This window comes from Acidovorax sp. NPDC077693 (genome assembly GCF_044542805.1).
Taxonomy (GTDB): Bacteria; Pseudomonadota; Gammaproteobacteria; order Burkholderiales; family Burkholderiaceae_C; genus Acidovorax.
On the sequence record NZ_JBITVD010000003.1, the window covers coordinates 279,754 to 294,515 of the forward strand.

Below are 14,762 nucleotides of genomic sequence, written 5' to 3' on the forward strand. Positions count from 1 at the left end.
CTGGTCATGCACTACAAGCCCGACGCCAACCTGGCGTTCGCTTCGGTCGAGTACATCATGCGCGATGTGCCCTGGGGCTGGCTGATCCGCTACATGCACTCCACGGGCGCGTCGGCGTTCTTCGTAGTGGTGTACCTGCACATGTTCCGCGGCCTCATCTACGGCAGCTACCGCAAGCCGCGCGAGCTGGTCTGGATCTTCGGCTGCGCGATCTTCCTGTGCCTGATGGCCGAGGCCTTCATGGGCTACCTGCTGCCCTGGGGCCAGATGTCCTACTGGGGCGCCCAGGTGATCGTGAACCTGTTCGCCGCCATCCCGTTCATCGGTCCTGACCTGGCCCTGCTGATCCGTGGCGACTACGTGGTGGGCGACGCCACGCTGAACCGTTTCTTCAGCTTCCACGTGATCGCCGTGCCGCTGGTGCTGCTGGGCCTGGTGGTGGCGCACTTGCTGGCGCTGCACGACGTGGGCTCCAACAACCCCGACGGCGTGGAAATCAAGGGCCCGCAAGCCCCCAAGGACGCCAATGGCAAGCCCCTGGACGGCGTGCCCTTCCACCCTTACTACACGGTGCATGACATCTTTGCGCTGAGCATGTTCCTGATGGCGTTCACGGCCGTGGTGTTCTTCGCGCCCGAGTTCGGCGGCTACTTCCTCGAGTACAACAACTTCATCCCGGCCGATCCGCTCAAGACCCCCGCGCACATCGCGCCCGTCTGGTACTTCACGCCGTTCTATTCGATGCTGCGTGCCATCACCACCGAAATGATGTACGTGCTGGTGCTGTGCGTGGTGGCCGGTGCGGGCTTCGGCATCCTGAAGGCGCGGCTCCCGAGCTTCGTCAAGGCCGGCATCGCTGTGGTGGCCATCGCGGTGATCGCGATGATGCTGTCCATCGACGCCAAGTTCTGGGGCGTGGTGGTGATGGGTGGTGCCGTGATCATCCTGTTCTTCCTGCCCTGGCTGGACCACAGCCCCGTCAAGTCGATCCGCTACCGCCCCGACTGGCACAAGTACCTGTACGGCGTCTTCGTGATCATCTTCCTGATCCTGGGTTACCTGGGCGTGCAGCCACCGTCCCCCATCGGCGAGCGCGTGTCGCAGGTCGGTACGCTGTTCTACTTCGGCTTCTTCCTGCTGATGCCCTGGTGGAGCCGCATCGGCAAGGCCAAGGCCGTGCCCGACCGCGTGACCTTTGTGGCGCACTGAGCCTGGAGACAACAACAATGAAGAAACTCATCCTCACGTTGATCGCCGCCCTGGGTATCGCCACGGGTGCGCAAGCGGCCGAAGGCGGCATTGCCTGGGACAAGGCGCCCAACAAGACCAACGACCTGGCATCCCTGCAAAACGGCGCCAAGGTGTTCGTCAACTATTGCCTGAGCTGCCACTCCGCGGCGTTCATGCGCTTCAACCGCCTGCGCGACATCGGCCTGACCGAGCAGCAGATCAAGGACAACCTGCTGTTCACGACCGACAAGGTCGGCGAAACCATGAAGGCGTCCATCGATCCCAAGCAGGCCAAGGAATGGTTCGGCGCCAACCCGCCCGACCTGACCGTGATCGCGCGCTCACGCGCCGGCCATGGCGGCACGGGTGCCGACTACCTGTACACCTTCCTGCGCACCTTCTACCGCGACGAGACCAAGGCCACGGGCTGGAACAACCTCGCCTTCCCGAGCGTGGGCATGCCCCACGTGCTGTGGGAAATGCAGGGCGACCGCCGCCCCGTGTTCGAAGAGCACGAAAGCCACGGCCACAAGACCCAGGTCTTCAAAGGCTGGGAGCAGGTCAAGCCAGGCACGATGACCCCGCTGCAGTTCGACCAGACGGTGGGTGATCTTGTGAACTACCTGCAATGGATGGGCGAACCTGCCCAGAACACCCGCGTCCGAGTTGGCGTGTGGGTGCTGATCTTCCTCGGTATCTTTACCGTCATCGCCTGGAGGTTGAACGCAGCCTTCTGGAAGGATGTGAAGTAAGCAGCACAAGCCGTCGATCCATGAGAAGGCGCCCTTCGGGGTGCCGCCGGATTGTTTGCAGAGTGGGCGCTGATGGCGTCCCACTCTTTTGATTTTTAGGAGCCTCCCACCATGATGGTGCTTTACTCGGGTACGACCTGTCCCTTCTCCCACCGCTGCCGTTTCGTCCTGTTCGAAAAGGGCATGGACTTTGAAATCCGCGATGTGGACCTGTACAACAAGCCCGAAGACATCAGCGTGATGAACCCGTACGGCCAGGTGCCCATCCTGGTCGAGCGCGATCTGATCCTGTACGAGTCGAACATCATCAACGAGTACATCGACGAGCGCTTCCCGCATCCCCAGCTGATGCCCGGCGACCCGGTGGACCGCGCCCGCGTGCGCCTGTTCCTGCTGAACTTCGAAAAAGAGCTGTTCGTGCACGTCAACATCCTGGAGTCGCGCGCGACCAAGGGCAACGAAAAGGCGCTGGAGAAAGCGCGCTCGCACATCCGCGACCGCCTGACGCAGCTCGCTCCCGTGTTCCTCAAGAACAAGTACATGCTGGGCGACAACTTCTCGATGCTGGACGTCGCGATTGCACCGCTGCTGTGGCGCCTGGACTACTACGGCATCGATCTGTCGAAGAACGCCGCCCCGCTGCTGAAGTACGCCGAGCGCATCTTCTCGCGCCCGGCCTACATCGAAGCGCTGACGCCGTCCGAAAAGGTCATGCGCAAGTAATCCTGGCCGTGCTCCCGGGCCTGCCCACTTTCTTTCATCCACTGCAGCCGCCACCTTGTTCATGACCGCCCAGGAATCCACCTCCACGCGCCCGTATCTCATTCGTGCCCTGTACGAGTGGTGCACCGACAACGGGCTCACCCCCTACGTGGCGGTGCGCGTGGACGATTCCGTGCAGGTGCCCCGCGAGTACGTGAAGGACGGCGAGATCGTGCTGAACATCAGCTTCGATGCCACGAGCGCCCTGCAACTGGGCAATGACTTCATCGAGTTCAAGGCCCGCTTCGGCGGCAAGCCGCGGGAGATCCTGGTGCCGGTGGGCCGGGTGATTGCGATCTACGCCCGGGAAAACGGCCAAGGGATGGCGTTCCCGCCACCGGTGGATGTGCTGGGCGGCACCACCGCAGGTGCGCCTTCCGTCATCGAGCCCGTGCCCTCTGCGGAGCCTGCGGCCGCAGCCAGCGTGGTGCCGTTGGCAGGGTCGGACGACCGTGTGGTGCAACTGGTCCCGGCGGACGAAAGCAAGAAGGACGAGGGGCCCGGCGACGATGCGCCACGCCCGCCGCCCACTGCGGGTGGCGCGCGGCCTTCGCTCAAGCGCGTGAAATAAGCGCGGTTTTCGATTTTTGGCTGCTTTTTCCGCGATAAAATGCAGCCCTCGCCGGTTTAGCTCAGTTGGTAGAGCACCCGCCTTGTAAGCGGTAGGTCGTCAGTTCGATTCCGACAACCGGCACCATTTTCTGGTTCCTTCTCCCTATTCCCTGGTTCAGACCCTGGCCGTCAGGTTTGAACTTTCAGGCGAATCACGTTAACCTCCCACCCCCGGGTGCGCAAATGCGCCCCCAATGCAGGCAGCAGCTGGCGGATTTTTGCCGCTGCAGCATTGCTCTTGACCAGCAGGCACCAGGAATCCCCGTCGATGGGACCCGCCTGGATCGCTGGGCGCAAGGTTGCGGGTATCAGCATTTCAATGGCTTTGAGCCGATCACTGGAGTCGCGTGTCAGCGCCGTCAGTCGGGCCAGCGTGGGAGAGTCCTCGCTGGCTTTCTGCAGGGTGACAGCGTAGTGGCGGCGGTTCATGGCGTGCGTCTTCGGGCGTGGAGAATTCGTAGTGCATCTGATTATCACGGACGCCCGGCTGGCACGCAGCCGCGCCATCCATCTGTCGGGTTCGCGCCTGGTCCTGGCGGGGCTGGGGCTGTCGCTGTGCCTCATGCTGGTGGCCGCCACGCTCTACCACTGGGTGTTCCTCAAGGGTGCGCGCGAAGGCTGGCCCATCGTGGGCTCGCTGGTGCGCCTGGTCGTGAAGGATGAGTTTGCCGAGCGCGACCGCTTCATGCGCGCCAACCTGGATGCCATGGCCCGCCGTGTGGGCGAGATGCAGGCCCGCATGGTGCAGCTGGAGTCGCTGGGCGACCGCGTGCTGGGCCTGGCCGGCATGGCGCCCTCCGACATCCAGAAAACCGACGCCCGCGGCGGGGTGCTGGTCGGCGCCCGCGACCTGTCGATGGAAGAGCTGCAGGCCACGCTCGACGAGCTGGAGCGCCTGACCAGCCAGCGGGTGGACCTGATGACGGTGCTCGAATCCCGCCTGTTCGACCAGCACATCCGCAAGAAGATGATCCCGACGCATGCGCCTGTCACCGGCCGCGCGGCGGGCTCGGCGTTCGGCTGGCGGGTGGATCCGATCACTGGACAGTCGGCGCTGCACACGGGCCTGGATTTCCAGGCCGACACCGGCACCGCCATCCTGGCGGCCGCGGGGGGAGTGGTTGTCACGCAGGAGTTCCATCCGGCGTACGGCAACATGATCGAGGTGGACCACGGCAATCAGCTGGTCACGCGCTACGCCCATGCCTCGCGCACACTGGTCAAGCAGGGCGACATCGTCAAGCGCGGGCAGAAGATCGCCGAAGTGGGCACCACGGGGCGTTCCACAGGGCCGCACCTGCATTTCGAGGTGCTGGTACAAGGGGTTTTCCAGGACCCGCAGAAGTTTCTGAGCGCGGGTGGCACCGTGCCTTCCAGTGCTCCCGGCCCGCAGGTCGCGTCGATCCAGCCGCGTGCTTCGCCTGCCCAGACTGCTGCGCCCACGGCGGGCAGGTAAAATCGCCGGTCCGGTGTTCACGGCCCAGGATTGCATTGCTTGCAATCCGTGGTGATGAACCCACCTGAACTCAATTCATCTTAGGGATTTCGGTCGCTTGGCGCGCTGATTTGCAGCGGCCCGGCGGTCCTGTTCGCATGGCCACCAACTTCCTCACCAAACTATTCGGCAGCCGCAACGACCGGCTCCTCAAGCAGTACCGCAAGACGGTGTCCCGCATCAATGCGATGGAGCCCGAGTACGAGAAGCTGTCGGACGAGCAGCTCAAGGCCAAGACGCAGGAGTTCAAGGAGCGCGTAGTCAAGGGCGAAACGCTGGACGACATCCTGCCCGAAGCGTTTGCCGTGGTCCGCGAGGGCTCCAAGCGCATCATGAAGATGCGCCACTTCGACGTGCAGCTGCTGGGCGGCATGGCCCTGCACTTCGGCAAGATTTCCGAAATGCGCACCGGCGAGGGCAAGACCCTGACCGCCACGCTGCCCGTGTACCTCAATGCCCTGTCGGGCAACGGCGTGCACGTGGTGACCGTGAACGACTACCTCGCCAACCGCGATGCGCAGTGGATGGGCCGCCTGTACAACTTCCTGGGTCTGACGGTGGGCATCAACCTGCCCAACATGCCGCGCGAGCAAAAGCAGGAAGCCTACCGCGCCGACATCACCTACGGCACGAACAACGAGTACGGGTTCGACTACCTGCGCGACAACATGGTCTACGAGGCTGCCGACCGCGTGCAGCAGGGCCTGAACTTCGCCATCGTGGACGAGGTGGACTCGATCCTGATCGACGAGGCGCGCACGCCATTGATCATCAGCGGCCAGGCCGAAGACCACACGGCGATGTACATCGCCATGAACAAGGTGGTGCCCCTGCTGGTGCGCCAGGAAGGCGAAGCCGACGCCCGCACCGGCGAAGGCGTGACCAAGCCTGGCGACTTCACGCTCGACGAAAAGACCCACCAGGTGTTCCTCACGGAGCAGGGCCACGAAAGCGCCGAGCGCATCCTGGCCAGCCAGGGCCTGATCGCCGAGGGCGCCTCGGTGTACGACCCGGCCAACATCACGCTGATGCACCACCTGTATGCAGCGCTGCGGGCCAACCACCTTTATCACCGCGACCAGCACTATGTGGTGCAAAACGGCGAAATCGTGATCGTGGACGAGTTCACCGGCCGCCTCATGTCGGGCCGCCGCTGGAGCGAAGGCCTGCACCAGGCCGTGGAAGCCAAGGAAGGCGTGAACATCCAGGCCGAGAACCAGACGCTGGCCTCCATTACCTTTCAGAACTACTTCCGCCTGTACAACAAGCTGGCCGGCATGACCGGCACAGCCGACACCGAGGCCTACGAGTTCCAGGAAATCTACGGCCTGGAAACCGTGGTCATCCCGCCCAACCGCCCGAGCAAGCGCGACGACCAGCTCGACCGCGTCTACAAGACCACCCGCGAGAAGTACGAAGCGGCGATCAAGGACATCCGCGAATGCCACGAGCGCGGCCAGCCCGTGCTGGTGGGCACCACGTCGATCGAGAACTCCGAAATCATTGACCAGCTGCTGAACAAGGAAGGCCTGCCGCACCAGGTGCTCAACGCCAAGCAGCACGCCCGTGAAGCGGACATCGTGGCCCAGGCAGGGCGCGCGGGCATGATCACCATCGCCACCAACATGGCCGGCCGGGGCACCGACATCGTGCTGGGCGGCAACATCGAGAAGGACATCGCGGCCATCGAGGCCGACGAATCCTTGTCCGAGTCCGAACGCGAGGCCCGCGTGGCCTCCGTGCGCGAACAGTGGAAGGTGGACCACGAGAAGATCAAGGCCCTGGGCGGCCTGCGCATCATCGCCACCGAGCGCCACGAATCGCGCCGCATCGACAACCAGCTGCGTGGCCGCTCGGGCCGCCAGGGCGACCCCGGTTCCTCGCGCTTTTACCTGAGCCTGGACGATTCGCTGATGCGCATTTTCGCGGGCGACCGCGTCAAGTCGATCATGGACCGCCTGAAGATGCCCGATGGCGAAGCCATCGAAGCCGGCATCGTCACGCGCAGCATCGAGTCGGCCCAGCGCAAGGTGGAGGCCCGCAACTTCGACGTCCGCAAGCAGCTGCTGGAGTACGACGACGTCTCCAACGACCAGCGCAAGGTGATCTACCAGCAGCGCAACGACATCCTGGATGCGGCGGACCTGTCCGACGTGATTGCCGCGATGCGCGAAGACTGCATGACCGACCTGGTGCGCCAGTACGTGCCCGCCGAGTCGGTGGAAGAGCAGTGGGACCTGCCGGGCCTCGAGAAGGTGCTGGCCGAAGAGTGGCAAGTCTCCCTGCCGCTGCAGCAGGAAGTGCAGGGTTCGAACAGCGTCACCGACGACGAGATCCTGGAGAAAGTGCTGCAGGCCGCCCACGCATCGTTCGATGCCAAGGTGGAGCAGGTCGGCCGCGAGAACTTCACCCAGTTCGAGCGCATGGTGCTGCTGCAAAGCTTCGACTCGAACTGGCGCGACCACCTGGCCGCGCTGGACTACTTGCGCCAGGGCATCCACCTGCGCGGCTATGCGCAAAAGCAGCCCAAGCAGGAGTACAAGCGCGAGGCGTTCGAGCTGTTCCGCCAGCTGATCGACCTGGTCAAGAACGAGGTCACCAAGATCCTCATGACCGTGCAGGTGCAGTCGCAGGCGCAGCTCGACCAGGCAGCCCAGGACATGGAAAGCCGCGGCGAGAGCATCGCCAACGTGACCTACACCGCCCCCACCGAAACGGGCGATGTCGAAACCACGCTGGGCGCGCAGGCGCAGGGCGCATCCGGCGAGCCGCTGCCGGAAGAGCTGCAAGGCCTGCGCATCGGCCGCAACGATCCCTGCCCATGCGGCAGCGGCAAGAAGTACAAGCAGTGCCACGGCAAGCTGGCTTGATCTTGTGACTCACGCAACACGGGCTTCGGCCCGTGTTTTCATTGGCGCGCCACGGTTTTCCGCATAATTGGCCGCAGTCTTCATCGGGCGGGTGCCTGGGCAACGGCCCGTGTCGCATCCACCTGCTTCTTCCAGATAGAAAGGCCCAGACCCCCATGCCTGTGAATCTCGTTGCCCCCGTTGCCGCCGACCTGTACCCGATCGCCGGCGTGCGCATCGGTGTGGCCGAAGCCGGCGTCCGCAAAGCCAACCGCAAGGACCTCACCGTCTTCCTGCTGGACGAGGGTGCCAGCGTGGCTGGCGTGTTCACGCAGAACCGCTTTTGCGCGGCGCCGGTGCAGATCAGCCGCGACCACCTGGCCAGCGGCCAACCGATCCGCGCGATGCTGATCAACACCGGCAACGCCAACGCCGGCACGGGCGCTGACGGCCTGGCGCGTGCGCGCGCGACCTGCATTGCCCTGGCGCGCCAGCTGAGCGTGGCGCCCGAGCAGATCCTGCCGTTTTCGACCGGCGTGATCATGGAGCCCCTGCCCCACGACCGGATCGAAGCCGGCCTGCCTGCGGCCATCGCCGACGCACAGCCGGGCCACTGGGCCCGCGCGGCCGAAGGCATCATGACGACCGACACGCTGCCCAAGGCGTTTTCTGCCCAGGTGCAGATCGGCGGCGCCACGGTGTCCATCACCGGCATCAGCAAGGGCGCGGGCATGATCCGGCCCAACATGGCCACCATGCTCGGCTTCATGGCCACGGACGCCTGTGTGGCCCCTGCCCTGATGCAGCAGTTGGCCCGCGAGCTGGCCGACGGGTCCTTCAACCGCGTGACCATCGACGGCGACACCTCGACCAACGACTCGTTCGTGGTGGTGGCGACCAACAAGGCCGCACACGCGCCCATCACGTCGCTCGCCAGCCCCGAGGGCCAGGCCCTGAAGGCGGCCATGCTGGCCGTATCGCAACAGCTCGCCCAGGCCATCGTGCGCGACGGCGAGGGCGCCACCAAGTTCATCACCGTGCGCGTGGAAGGCGGCAAGACGGGCGAGGAGTGCCGCAAGGTGGCGTATGCCATCGCCCACTCGCCGCTGGTCAAGACGGCGTTCTACGCCAGCGACCCCAACCTCGGCCGCATTCTGGCGGCCGTGGGCTATGCGGGCATCGACGACCTCGACCAGACTGGCATCGACCTGTACCTGGACGACGTGCATGTGGCCATCCAGGGCGGGCGCAACCCGGCCTACCGCGAGGAGGACGGCCAGCGCGTGATGAAGCAAAGCGAGATCACGGTGCGGGTGCTGCTGGGCCGTGGCGACGCGGCCGACACGGTATGGACCTGCGACTTCAGCCACGACTACGTGACGATCAACGCCGACTACCGGTCTTGATCCAGCAGGGCGCCCCCGATGCCGGTGTGCCGGTATGCCGGCATGGTGCGCATCGCAGGCCCGGGCGACGAAGCACTGCTTCGTGCTTACCTGGTTGCTTGCCAGCGTGCGTGCAGGCCTGCGGATTCAGGATGCTATCGATTTAATAGCTGCTCGCGCTTGTGGTTCAAGCGCCAGGTGCCAGAAATGAACGAAAAATTTGAACATCTGATCGAGCGGGCCGAGCAACTCATCGCCCGCATCGAGTCCGTGCTGCCCCAGCCTTTGGGGGCGCCTGACTGGTCGCAGGCCATCGCCTGGCGCTACCGCAAGCGCAGCAGCGGCCACGGCACCCTGGAGCCGGTGCGCCATGTGGCGGCCATGGCGCTGTCGGACCTGAAGGAGATCGATGCGCAAAAGGAAAAGATCGAGCGCAACACGCAGCAGTTCGTGCAGGGCCGCCCGGCCAACAACGTGCTGCTGACGGGCGCGCGCGGTACCGGCAAGTCGTCGCTCATCAAGGCCTGCCTCAACACCTACGCGCCCGAGGGCCTGCGCTTGATCGAAGTGGACAAGGCGGACCTTGTCGACCTCCCGGACATCGTCGACGTGGTGGCCGGCCGCCCCGAGAAGTTCATCGTCTTTTGCGACGACCTGAGCTTTGAAGACGGCGAACCGGGCTACAAGGCGCTCAAGTCCATTCTGGACGGGTCGGTGGCCGCGTCCACGCCCAATGTGCTGATCTACGCCACCAGCAACCGCCGCCATCTGCTGCCCGAATACATGAAGGAAAACCTCACCTACACCCATACCGAGGACGGCGAAGTGCACCCGGGCGAAGTGGTGGAGGAGAAGATCTCGCTGTCGGAACGGTTTGGCCTGTGGGTGAGCTTCTATCCCTTCAGCCAGGAGGAATACCTCGCCATCGTCGCGCAATGGCTGTCGTCGCTGGGCGTGTCTGCAGACGCTATCACCGCGGCGCGGCCCCAGGCGCTGGTCTGGGCTCTGGAGCGCGGCTCGCGCAGCGGGCGCGTGGCCTACCAATTTGCGCGCGACCATGCGGGGCGGGCATGAAGGGGCTGGTGTCATACCGGTGCACCGGAGTCGCGGCCCGGGCGGTTGCTTCGTCGCAGGGGGCATTGGCAGCATCGGCGCCGTGGCCCCTCGGAGGCTGTGGAAACACCCTGTGCCTGTGCCTGGTGGCTGCTATCGGCCTGGCGGGTGCCACGCCATGGCGCGGCGGTGAAAGGGATTGCCATGGCTGAGGAGCGCCAACACACCGAGGTCGCCGTCGGCATCCTGGTGCGCGCCGACGGCGCCCTGCTGCTGTCGACCCGTCCGGCGGGCAAACCGTATGCCGGCTACTGGGAGTTTCCAGGCGGCAAGCTCGAAGCAGGCGAGACCGTGGAGCAGGCTCTGCGCCGTGAACTCATCGAAGAGTTGGGCGTCACCATCGGCCCGGCGGTCGTGTGGAAGGTCACGGAGCACGACTACCCCCACGCGCTGGTGCGCCTGCACTGGTGCAAGGTGTGGGCGTGGAGCGGCGACTTCGAGATGCGTGAGGGCCAGGCGATGGCCTGGCAGCAGATGCCGCTGACGGTCGCTCCTGTTTTGCCTGGAGCCTATCCGGTGCTGCAATGGCTGGCCGAAGAGCGCGGTCTGTCCTTCACACCGCCGCCCGCTGCGTGATGCTACTGAAATAATAGCTTGCGGGGATTGCCTGGTGCGCGGTAGCGGGCGTTTTCATGCCCAGCATTGCTGGGTGCCGTCCAAACAGCCGCGCCACCGGCCTGTCACGCGGGCCGGTTGTCAGTGCTCCGTGCGCGGGTCGCCGTACTGGGCATCGCCCGGTGGGGCTTCTGCAGGCATGCGGAAGTCCTCGCTGGCCCAGGCACCCAGGTCCACCTGCTTGCAGCGTTCGCTGCAGAAGGGCCGGTAGGCATTGGCGGGGCTGTACACGCTGTCGCCGCCGCAGCTGGGGCACACCACGATGCGTTCCTGGGGGGTGCCCGTCGTCTGGGGGCGGGGGGTGGGGGGCATCTTCTTCGTCATCCTCACATCACAGGCAGTGCCAGCCCGGAATCAAGCGCACAGGGTCAGCTCGAAGGCTGCATCCTCGTTGCTGGCGTGCAGCCGGGCATCTTCTTCCAGCCGCATGAGGCGCACCGACACGATCAAGCGGTTGCCGCTGATCTCGGGGATCAGGTTCAGGCCGGGGTCGATGCGCAGGCGCAGCAACTGGAACGTGCGGCCCTGCGGCAGGTTCTGCTGGAACTGGCCGCGCTCGGCCGCCACCTTCTGCGGCACGCCGGAATCGCGCAGCAGCTTGAGCAATACATAAATGGATTCGGCCAGCGGAGCCAGGGTGGACGCCCACTGCTCCAGGGCTTCCTGGCGCTGGGCCGGCGGGTTGTGCTGCCAGGCGTAGTAAGCCGGCAGGTCGAACCCGCAGGTGCCGCCCGGAATGCCCACGCGGCTGCGGATGCTCATCAGCCAGTCGTTCTCGGTCAGCACGTGGCCCGACTTGCCCGACTGGGTGTTGAGCGCGTTGAAGCAGCGGTCCAGCTGCGCGATCACCGCATCGAGCGCTGCCTCGGAAATCGAGGGGTTGCCGCGGTAGCTGTCGAGCTGGTGCTTGTGTTTTTCGATGTCCTTGAGAACATCGGCCTTCAGGTCCGCCCGCGCGGCCACGTCCATGATTTCGAAGATCGTGACCAGTGCGAAGTGGTGGTCCAGAGCGTGGGCACGGGGGATCAATTCCCCCAGGCGCCGAAAGAGCTGCTCCAGCCGCAGGTAGGTGCGCAGGCGCTCGTTGAAGGGATATTCGTAAAGGATCACGCTGGCGGGTTCCTGGGGGCTCAGGGAGTATTCTGACGCCGGTGGCGCACGGCAGGGGGTGAAAGCACAAACGGTTTCTCCCGCATCATAGCCCGAACAATGCTGCTGTCTGCCGTGCCTGCTCGTGGAGCTGGTCGAGCGTGCAGTCTGCGTCATTGGCGATGATCGCATCGGCCACCGCACGGCGAGCGGTCCTGCTGGCCTGGGAGGCGATGATGCCTTCGACGGTTTCGCGGCTTAGCCCGCTGCGTCGCATCACGCGGGCGACCTGCGTTTCGGCCGCGCAATCGACCACCACGACCGCATCGAGGCGGCCCGCCCACCGCCCCGACTCCGCCAGCAGGGGAATATCGAACACGATCAGCGGGCTGCCAGCGTCGGCCGCCTGCTGCGCCATGAGATTGCTGTGCAGCGTGACCAGGGGGTGGACGATGCCCTCCAACTGGGCCCGGGCCTCCGGTCGGGTGAACGCGAGCGCCCGCATGCGCGTGCGGTCCAGCGCGCCCGTGCCCGCGTCGACAAAATCGCTGCCAAAAGCGGCTGCGATGGCCGGCATGGCGGCCCCTTGCGGCCCCGTAACATCCCGCGCAATCTGGTCCGCATCGACGAGCGCAGCACCTTGCGCTTGCCAGAAGTGGCCCACCGTGCTCTTGCCGCTGCCTATGCCGCCGGTCAGGCCCAGGCGCACTGGGCGGTGGTTGCGGTGGGGCATGGGTGTGTGCTACAGGCCGAAGAGCTTCAGCACCGCCTGAAGAATGGCCTGGGGCCCGAAGACCATCGCGGTAAACCCGGCACCGACCAGAAAAGGCCCAAAGGGCACGTACCCACCCTCGCGCAGGCCGCTGGACATCTTCATGCCAATGCCGATGATGGCGCCGATGACCGACGACATCAGGATGATGGGCACCAGCGCCTGCCAGCCAAACCACGCGCCCAAAGCGGCAAAAAGCTTGAAATCGCCGTAGCCCATGCCCTCCTTGCCCGTCGCCAGCTTGAAACCCCAGTACACCAGCCACAGCGAAAGATAGCCCGCAGCGGCACCCGCCACGGACGCCTGCAAAGTCACGTCGGTCCATTGCAGGGACGACGCCAGCAGGCCTGCCCACAGCAAGGGCAGGGTGATGTCATCCGGGAGGAGTGTGGTGTCCCAGTCGATGAGCGCGAGGGCCACCAACGCCGCGGAAAAGCCGCACCATGCGATACCGGTGGGGGTCACACCCCAGCGCTGGATGCAGAAGAAGAACAGCGCGCCGGTGGCCAGTTCCACCAGCGGGTACCGGACCGAGATGCGGACCTTGCACGCCGAACACCGGCCACGCAGGAAGAGGTAGCTCAGGACAGGAATGTTCTCGAACCACTGCACCTCGTGCCCGCATGCAGGGCAGCGGGACCGTGGGGTCATGAGGTTGAACGCGGGTTGCTGCTGCTCCGCGACCGCGTCGCCCTGCAGGGAGTCGTCAGCACCTGCAGCCATCGACGCGAGTTCAGCAGCCCATTGCCGCTCCATCATCTTCGGGAGCCGATAGATGACAACGTTGAGGAAGCTTCCGATCAGCAGTCCGAATATTCCGCCGAGTCCTGCGTTGAGCCAAACTTCCAACTCCATCAGACGACTTGGCCCAGTTTGAAGATGGGCAGGTACATCGATACCACGATGCCGCCGATCAAAGTGCCCAGGAACACGATGATGATAGGTTCCATCAGGCTGGACAAGCCCGCGACCATTTCGTCAACTTCAGCTTCGTAAAAATCGGCTGCTTTACCGAGCATGTGGTCGATGGAGCCGGATTCTTCGCCGATGGCGCACATCTGAAGGACCATGGAAGGAAAAATATTGGCATTGCCCATTGCTGCGGTCAGGCTTGTGCCTGTTGAAACTTCTTGCTGGATTTTTTCTGTAGCTGAAGAATAAACAAAATTGCCAGATGCGCCGCCGACAGAGTCCAGGGCTTCTACCAAGGGAACGCCTGCTGCGAACATGGTCGCGAGTGTTCTGGTCCAACGAGCGATACAAGATTTTTCAATCAAAGCCCCGAAAATAGGAATTCGAAGCAAGAGCCGGTCCATGAAGTTTTGAACCTTTTCATTTCTTCTCCAAGCTTGCATGAAGAAGAAAAATCCGCCACCTAACGCTCCGAAAATTAACCACCACCATTTGACAAAAAATTCACTAACGGCCATTACGAACAGTGTTGGTGCTGGCAGATCGGCCCCAAATGAAGTGAAAACTTCTTTGAACGCAGGAATGACAAAAATCATAATTACCGTAACGACGATGAATGCCACGATAACAACCGAAATCGGATACATAAGAGCGGATTTTATCTTTGACTTGATTGCCTCCGTTTTCTCCATGTAAGTTGCTAGCCTATCAAGCAAGGCCTCCAAAATACCCGCGGCTTCACCGGCCTCTACGAGATTGCAGTAGAGGCTATCGAAATACAGAGGGTGTTTCCGAAAAGCCGCATTCAGTGATGTCCCAGTTTCAACATCCGTTCGAATGTCATTCAATAATTTCGTGACGCTTGCGTTTGTATTCCCGCGCCCTACTATATCAAATGACTGCAGTAGCGGAACGCCTGCCTTCATCATCGTGGCGAGTTGTCGGGTGAACAGCGCAATGTCTTTTGGCTTAATCTTTTTGCCGGAACGCATGCGGCGTTTTTTGATTTTTGTAGGGAAAACGCCTTGGCGCCGTAAAGTCGCTTGAACCTGATTCTCACCGGATGCTCTAATTTCGCCACGCACAATTTTTCCGTGGCGATCTTTGCCTTCCCACTCAAAAACAAAATCTTTGATATCTCGCGATGCAACGGTTGCCATATGATCCCTCTAGCTC

At 63.6% G+C, this 14,762-nt stretch carries 15 protein-coding genes and 1 tRNA gene; 10 read left to right on the plus strand and 6 right to left on the minus strand.

The features are described 5' to 3' along the window. From ACIGHN_RS05270 to ACIGHN_RS05290, 5 genes are all read left to right on the plus strand, one after another. On the plus strand, positions 1 to 1,209 hold a 1,209-nt coding region (locus tag ACIGHN_RS05270; protein ID WP_396503526.1), incomplete at its 5' end, for a cytochrome bc complex cytochrome b subunit. A gap of 17 nt (positions 1,210 to 1,226) precedes the next feature. After that, entirely contained in the window at positions 1,227 to 1,982 is a 756-nt protein-coding gene (locus ACIGHN_RS05275) for a cytochrome c1 (protein ID WP_056415448.1), read from the plus strand. A gap of 111 nt (positions 1,983 to 2,093) precedes the next feature. Then, entirely contained in the window at positions 2,094 to 2,705 is a 612-nt protein-coding gene (locus tag ACIGHN_RS05280; RefSeq protein ID WP_056161237.1) for a glutathione S-transferase N-terminal domain-containing protein, read from the plus strand. 61 nt (positions 2,706 to 2,766) lie between these two features. After that, positions 2,767 to 3,315, plus strand: coding sequence for a ClpXP protease specificity-enhancing factor (locus ACIGHN_RS05285; RefSeq protein ID WP_396503527.1), 549 nt, complete (start codon positions 2,767 to 2,769; stop codon positions 3,313 to 3,315). 50 nt (positions 3,316 to 3,365) lie between these two features. Then, positions 3,366 to 3,441 (plus strand) — tRNA-Thr (locus ACIGHN_RS05290). A 44-nt stretch (positions 3,442 to 3,485) separates the two neighbouring features. Here ACIGHN_RS05290 and ACIGHN_RS05295 read toward each other — a convergent pair. After that, positions 3,486 to 3,785 carry a hypothetical protein gene (locus ACIGHN_RS05295; protein ID WP_056415454.1) on the minus strand — a complete coding sequence of 100 codons (300 nt, stop codon included), beginning with the start codon at positions 3,783 to 3,785 and terminating at the stop codon, positions 3,486 to 3,488. A 31-nt stretch (positions 3,786 to 3,816) separates the two neighbouring features. Here ACIGHN_RS05295 and ACIGHN_RS05300 point away from each other — a divergent pair, with 31 nt between their 5' ends. The 5 genes from ACIGHN_RS05300 to ACIGHN_RS05320 all read left to right on the plus strand — a co-directional run bounded on the left by ACIGHN_RS05300 (position 3,817) and on the right by ACIGHN_RS05320 (position 10,774). Beyond that, a complete protein-coding gene (locus ACIGHN_RS05300; RefSeq protein ID WP_235503986.1) occupies positions 3,817 to 4,812 on the plus strand; it encodes a M23 family metallopeptidase in 996 nt (331 codons plus the stop codon). Between the two features lie 137 nt (positions 4,813 to 4,949). Further along, a complete protein-coding gene (gene secA, locus ACIGHN_RS05305; protein ID WP_056415461.1) occupies positions 4,950 to 7,721 on the plus strand; it encodes a preprotein translocase subunit SecA in 2,772 nt (923 codons plus the stop codon). Positions 7,722 to 7,876: 155 nt separating this feature from the next. Beyond that, complete coding sequence (argJ, locus tag ACIGHN_RS05310; protein ID WP_396503528.1) at positions 7,877 to 9,106, plus strand: bifunctional glutamate N-acetyltransferase/amino-acid acetyltransferase ArgJ; 1,230 nt, start codon at positions 7,877 to 7,879, stop codon at positions 9,104 to 9,106. Between the two features lie 186 nt (positions 9,107 to 9,292). After that, positions 9,293 to 10,159, plus strand: a complete 867-nt coding sequence (locus ACIGHN_RS05315) for an ATP-binding protein (protein ID WP_056416319.1) — start codon at positions 9,293 to 9,295, stop codon at positions 10,157 to 10,159. 183 nt (positions 10,160 to 10,342) lie between these two features. After that, entirely contained in the window at positions 10,343 to 10,774 is a 432-nt protein-coding gene (locus tag ACIGHN_RS05320; protein ID WP_056415467.1) for an NUDIX domain-containing protein, read from the plus strand. Between the two features lie 120 nt (positions 10,775 to 10,894). Here ACIGHN_RS05320 and ACIGHN_RS05325 read toward each other — a convergent pair whose 3' ends face one another. From ACIGHN_RS05325 to ACIGHN_RS05345, 5 genes are all read right to left on the minus strand, one after another. Continuing rightward, positions 10,895 to 11,125 (minus strand): DNA gyrase inhibitor YacG, encoded by a 231-nt coding sequence (locus ACIGHN_RS05325; RefSeq protein ID WP_396503529.1) that lies wholly within the window; start codon positions 11,123 to 11,125, stop codon positions 10,895 to 10,897. 42 nt (positions 11,126 to 11,167) lie between these two features. Continuing rightward, positions 11,168 to 11,923 carry a cell division protein ZapD gene (zapD, locus tag ACIGHN_RS05330; protein WP_056415470.1) on the minus strand — a complete coding sequence of 252 codons (756 nt, stop codon included), beginning with the start codon at positions 11,921 to 11,923 and terminating at the stop codon, positions 11,168 to 11,170. Between the two features lie 85 nt (positions 11,924 to 12,008). Further along, positions 12,009 to 12,635, minus strand: a complete 627-nt coding sequence (gene coaE / locus ACIGHN_RS05335; RefSeq protein ID WP_396503530.1) for a dephospho-CoA kinase — start codon at positions 12,633 to 12,635, stop codon at positions 12,009 to 12,011. Between the two features lie 9 nt (positions 12,636 to 12,644). Further along, a complete protein-coding gene (locus tag ACIGHN_RS05340; RefSeq protein WP_396503531.1) occupies positions 12,645 to 13,529 on the minus strand; it encodes a prepilin peptidase in 885 nt (294 codons plus the stop codon). Next, on the minus strand, positions 13,529 to 14,746 hold the full coding sequence (locus ACIGHN_RS05345) for a type II secretion system F family protein (protein ID WP_396503532.1): 1,218 nt from the start codon (positions 14,744 to 14,746) through the stop codon (positions 13,529 to 13,531). Before ACIGHN_RS05345 ends, ACIGHN_RS05340 begins: the two co-directional genes overlap by 1 nt. Positions 14,747 to 14,762: the final 16 nt, after the last annotated feature.

Excerpts from the sequence above, each read along its gene's own strand:
- argJ (WP_396503528.1), top strand. The coding sequence starts at position 7,877 with ATGCCTGTGAATCTCGTTGCCCCCGTTGCCGCCGACCTGTACCCGATC.
- ACIGHN_RS05275 (WP_056415448.1), top strand. The coding sequence starts at position 1,227 with ATGAAGAAACTCATCCTCACGTTGATCGCCGCCCTGGGTATCGCCACG.
- ACIGHN_RS05280 (WP_056161237.1), top strand. The coding sequence starts at position 2,094 with ATGATGGTGCTTTACTCGGGTACGACCTGTCCCTTCTCCCACCGCTGC.
- ACIGHN_RS05340 (WP_396503531.1), bottom strand. The coding sequence starts at position 13,529 with ATGGAGTTGGAAGTTTGGCTCAACGCAGGACTCGGCGGAATATTCGGA.
- ACIGHN_RS05285 (WP_396503527.1), top strand. The coding sequence starts at position 2,767 with ATGACCGCCCAGGAATCCACCTCCACGCGCCCGTATCTCATTCGTGCC.
- ACIGHN_RS05345 (WP_396503532.1), bottom strand. The coding sequence starts at position 14,746 with ATGGCAACCGTTGCATCGCGAGATATCAAAGATTTTGTTTTTGAGTGG.
- secA (WP_056415461.1), top strand. The coding sequence starts at position 4,950 with ATGGCCACCAACTTCCTCACCAAACTATTCGGCAGCCGCAACGACCGG.
- ACIGHN_RS05295 (WP_056415454.1), bottom strand. The coding sequence starts at position 3,785 with ATGAACCGCCGCCACTACGCTGTCACCCTGCAGAAAGCCAGCGAGGAC.
- ACIGHN_RS05315 (WP_056416319.1), top strand. The coding sequence starts at position 9,293 with ATGAACGAAAAATTTGAACATCTGATCGAGCGGGCCGAGCAACTCATC.
- coaE (WP_396503530.1), bottom strand. The coding sequence starts at position 12,635 with ATGCCCCACCGCAACCACCGCCCAGTGCGCCTGGGCCTGACCGGCGGC.
- ACIGHN_RS05320 (WP_056415467.1), top strand. The coding sequence starts at position 10,343 with ATGGCTGAGGAGCGCCAACACACCGAGGTCGCCGTCGGCATCCTGGTG.
- ACIGHN_RS05325 (WP_396503529.1), bottom strand. The coding sequence starts at position 11,125 with ATGCCCCCCACCCCCCGCCCCCAGACGACGGGCACCCCCCAGGAACGC.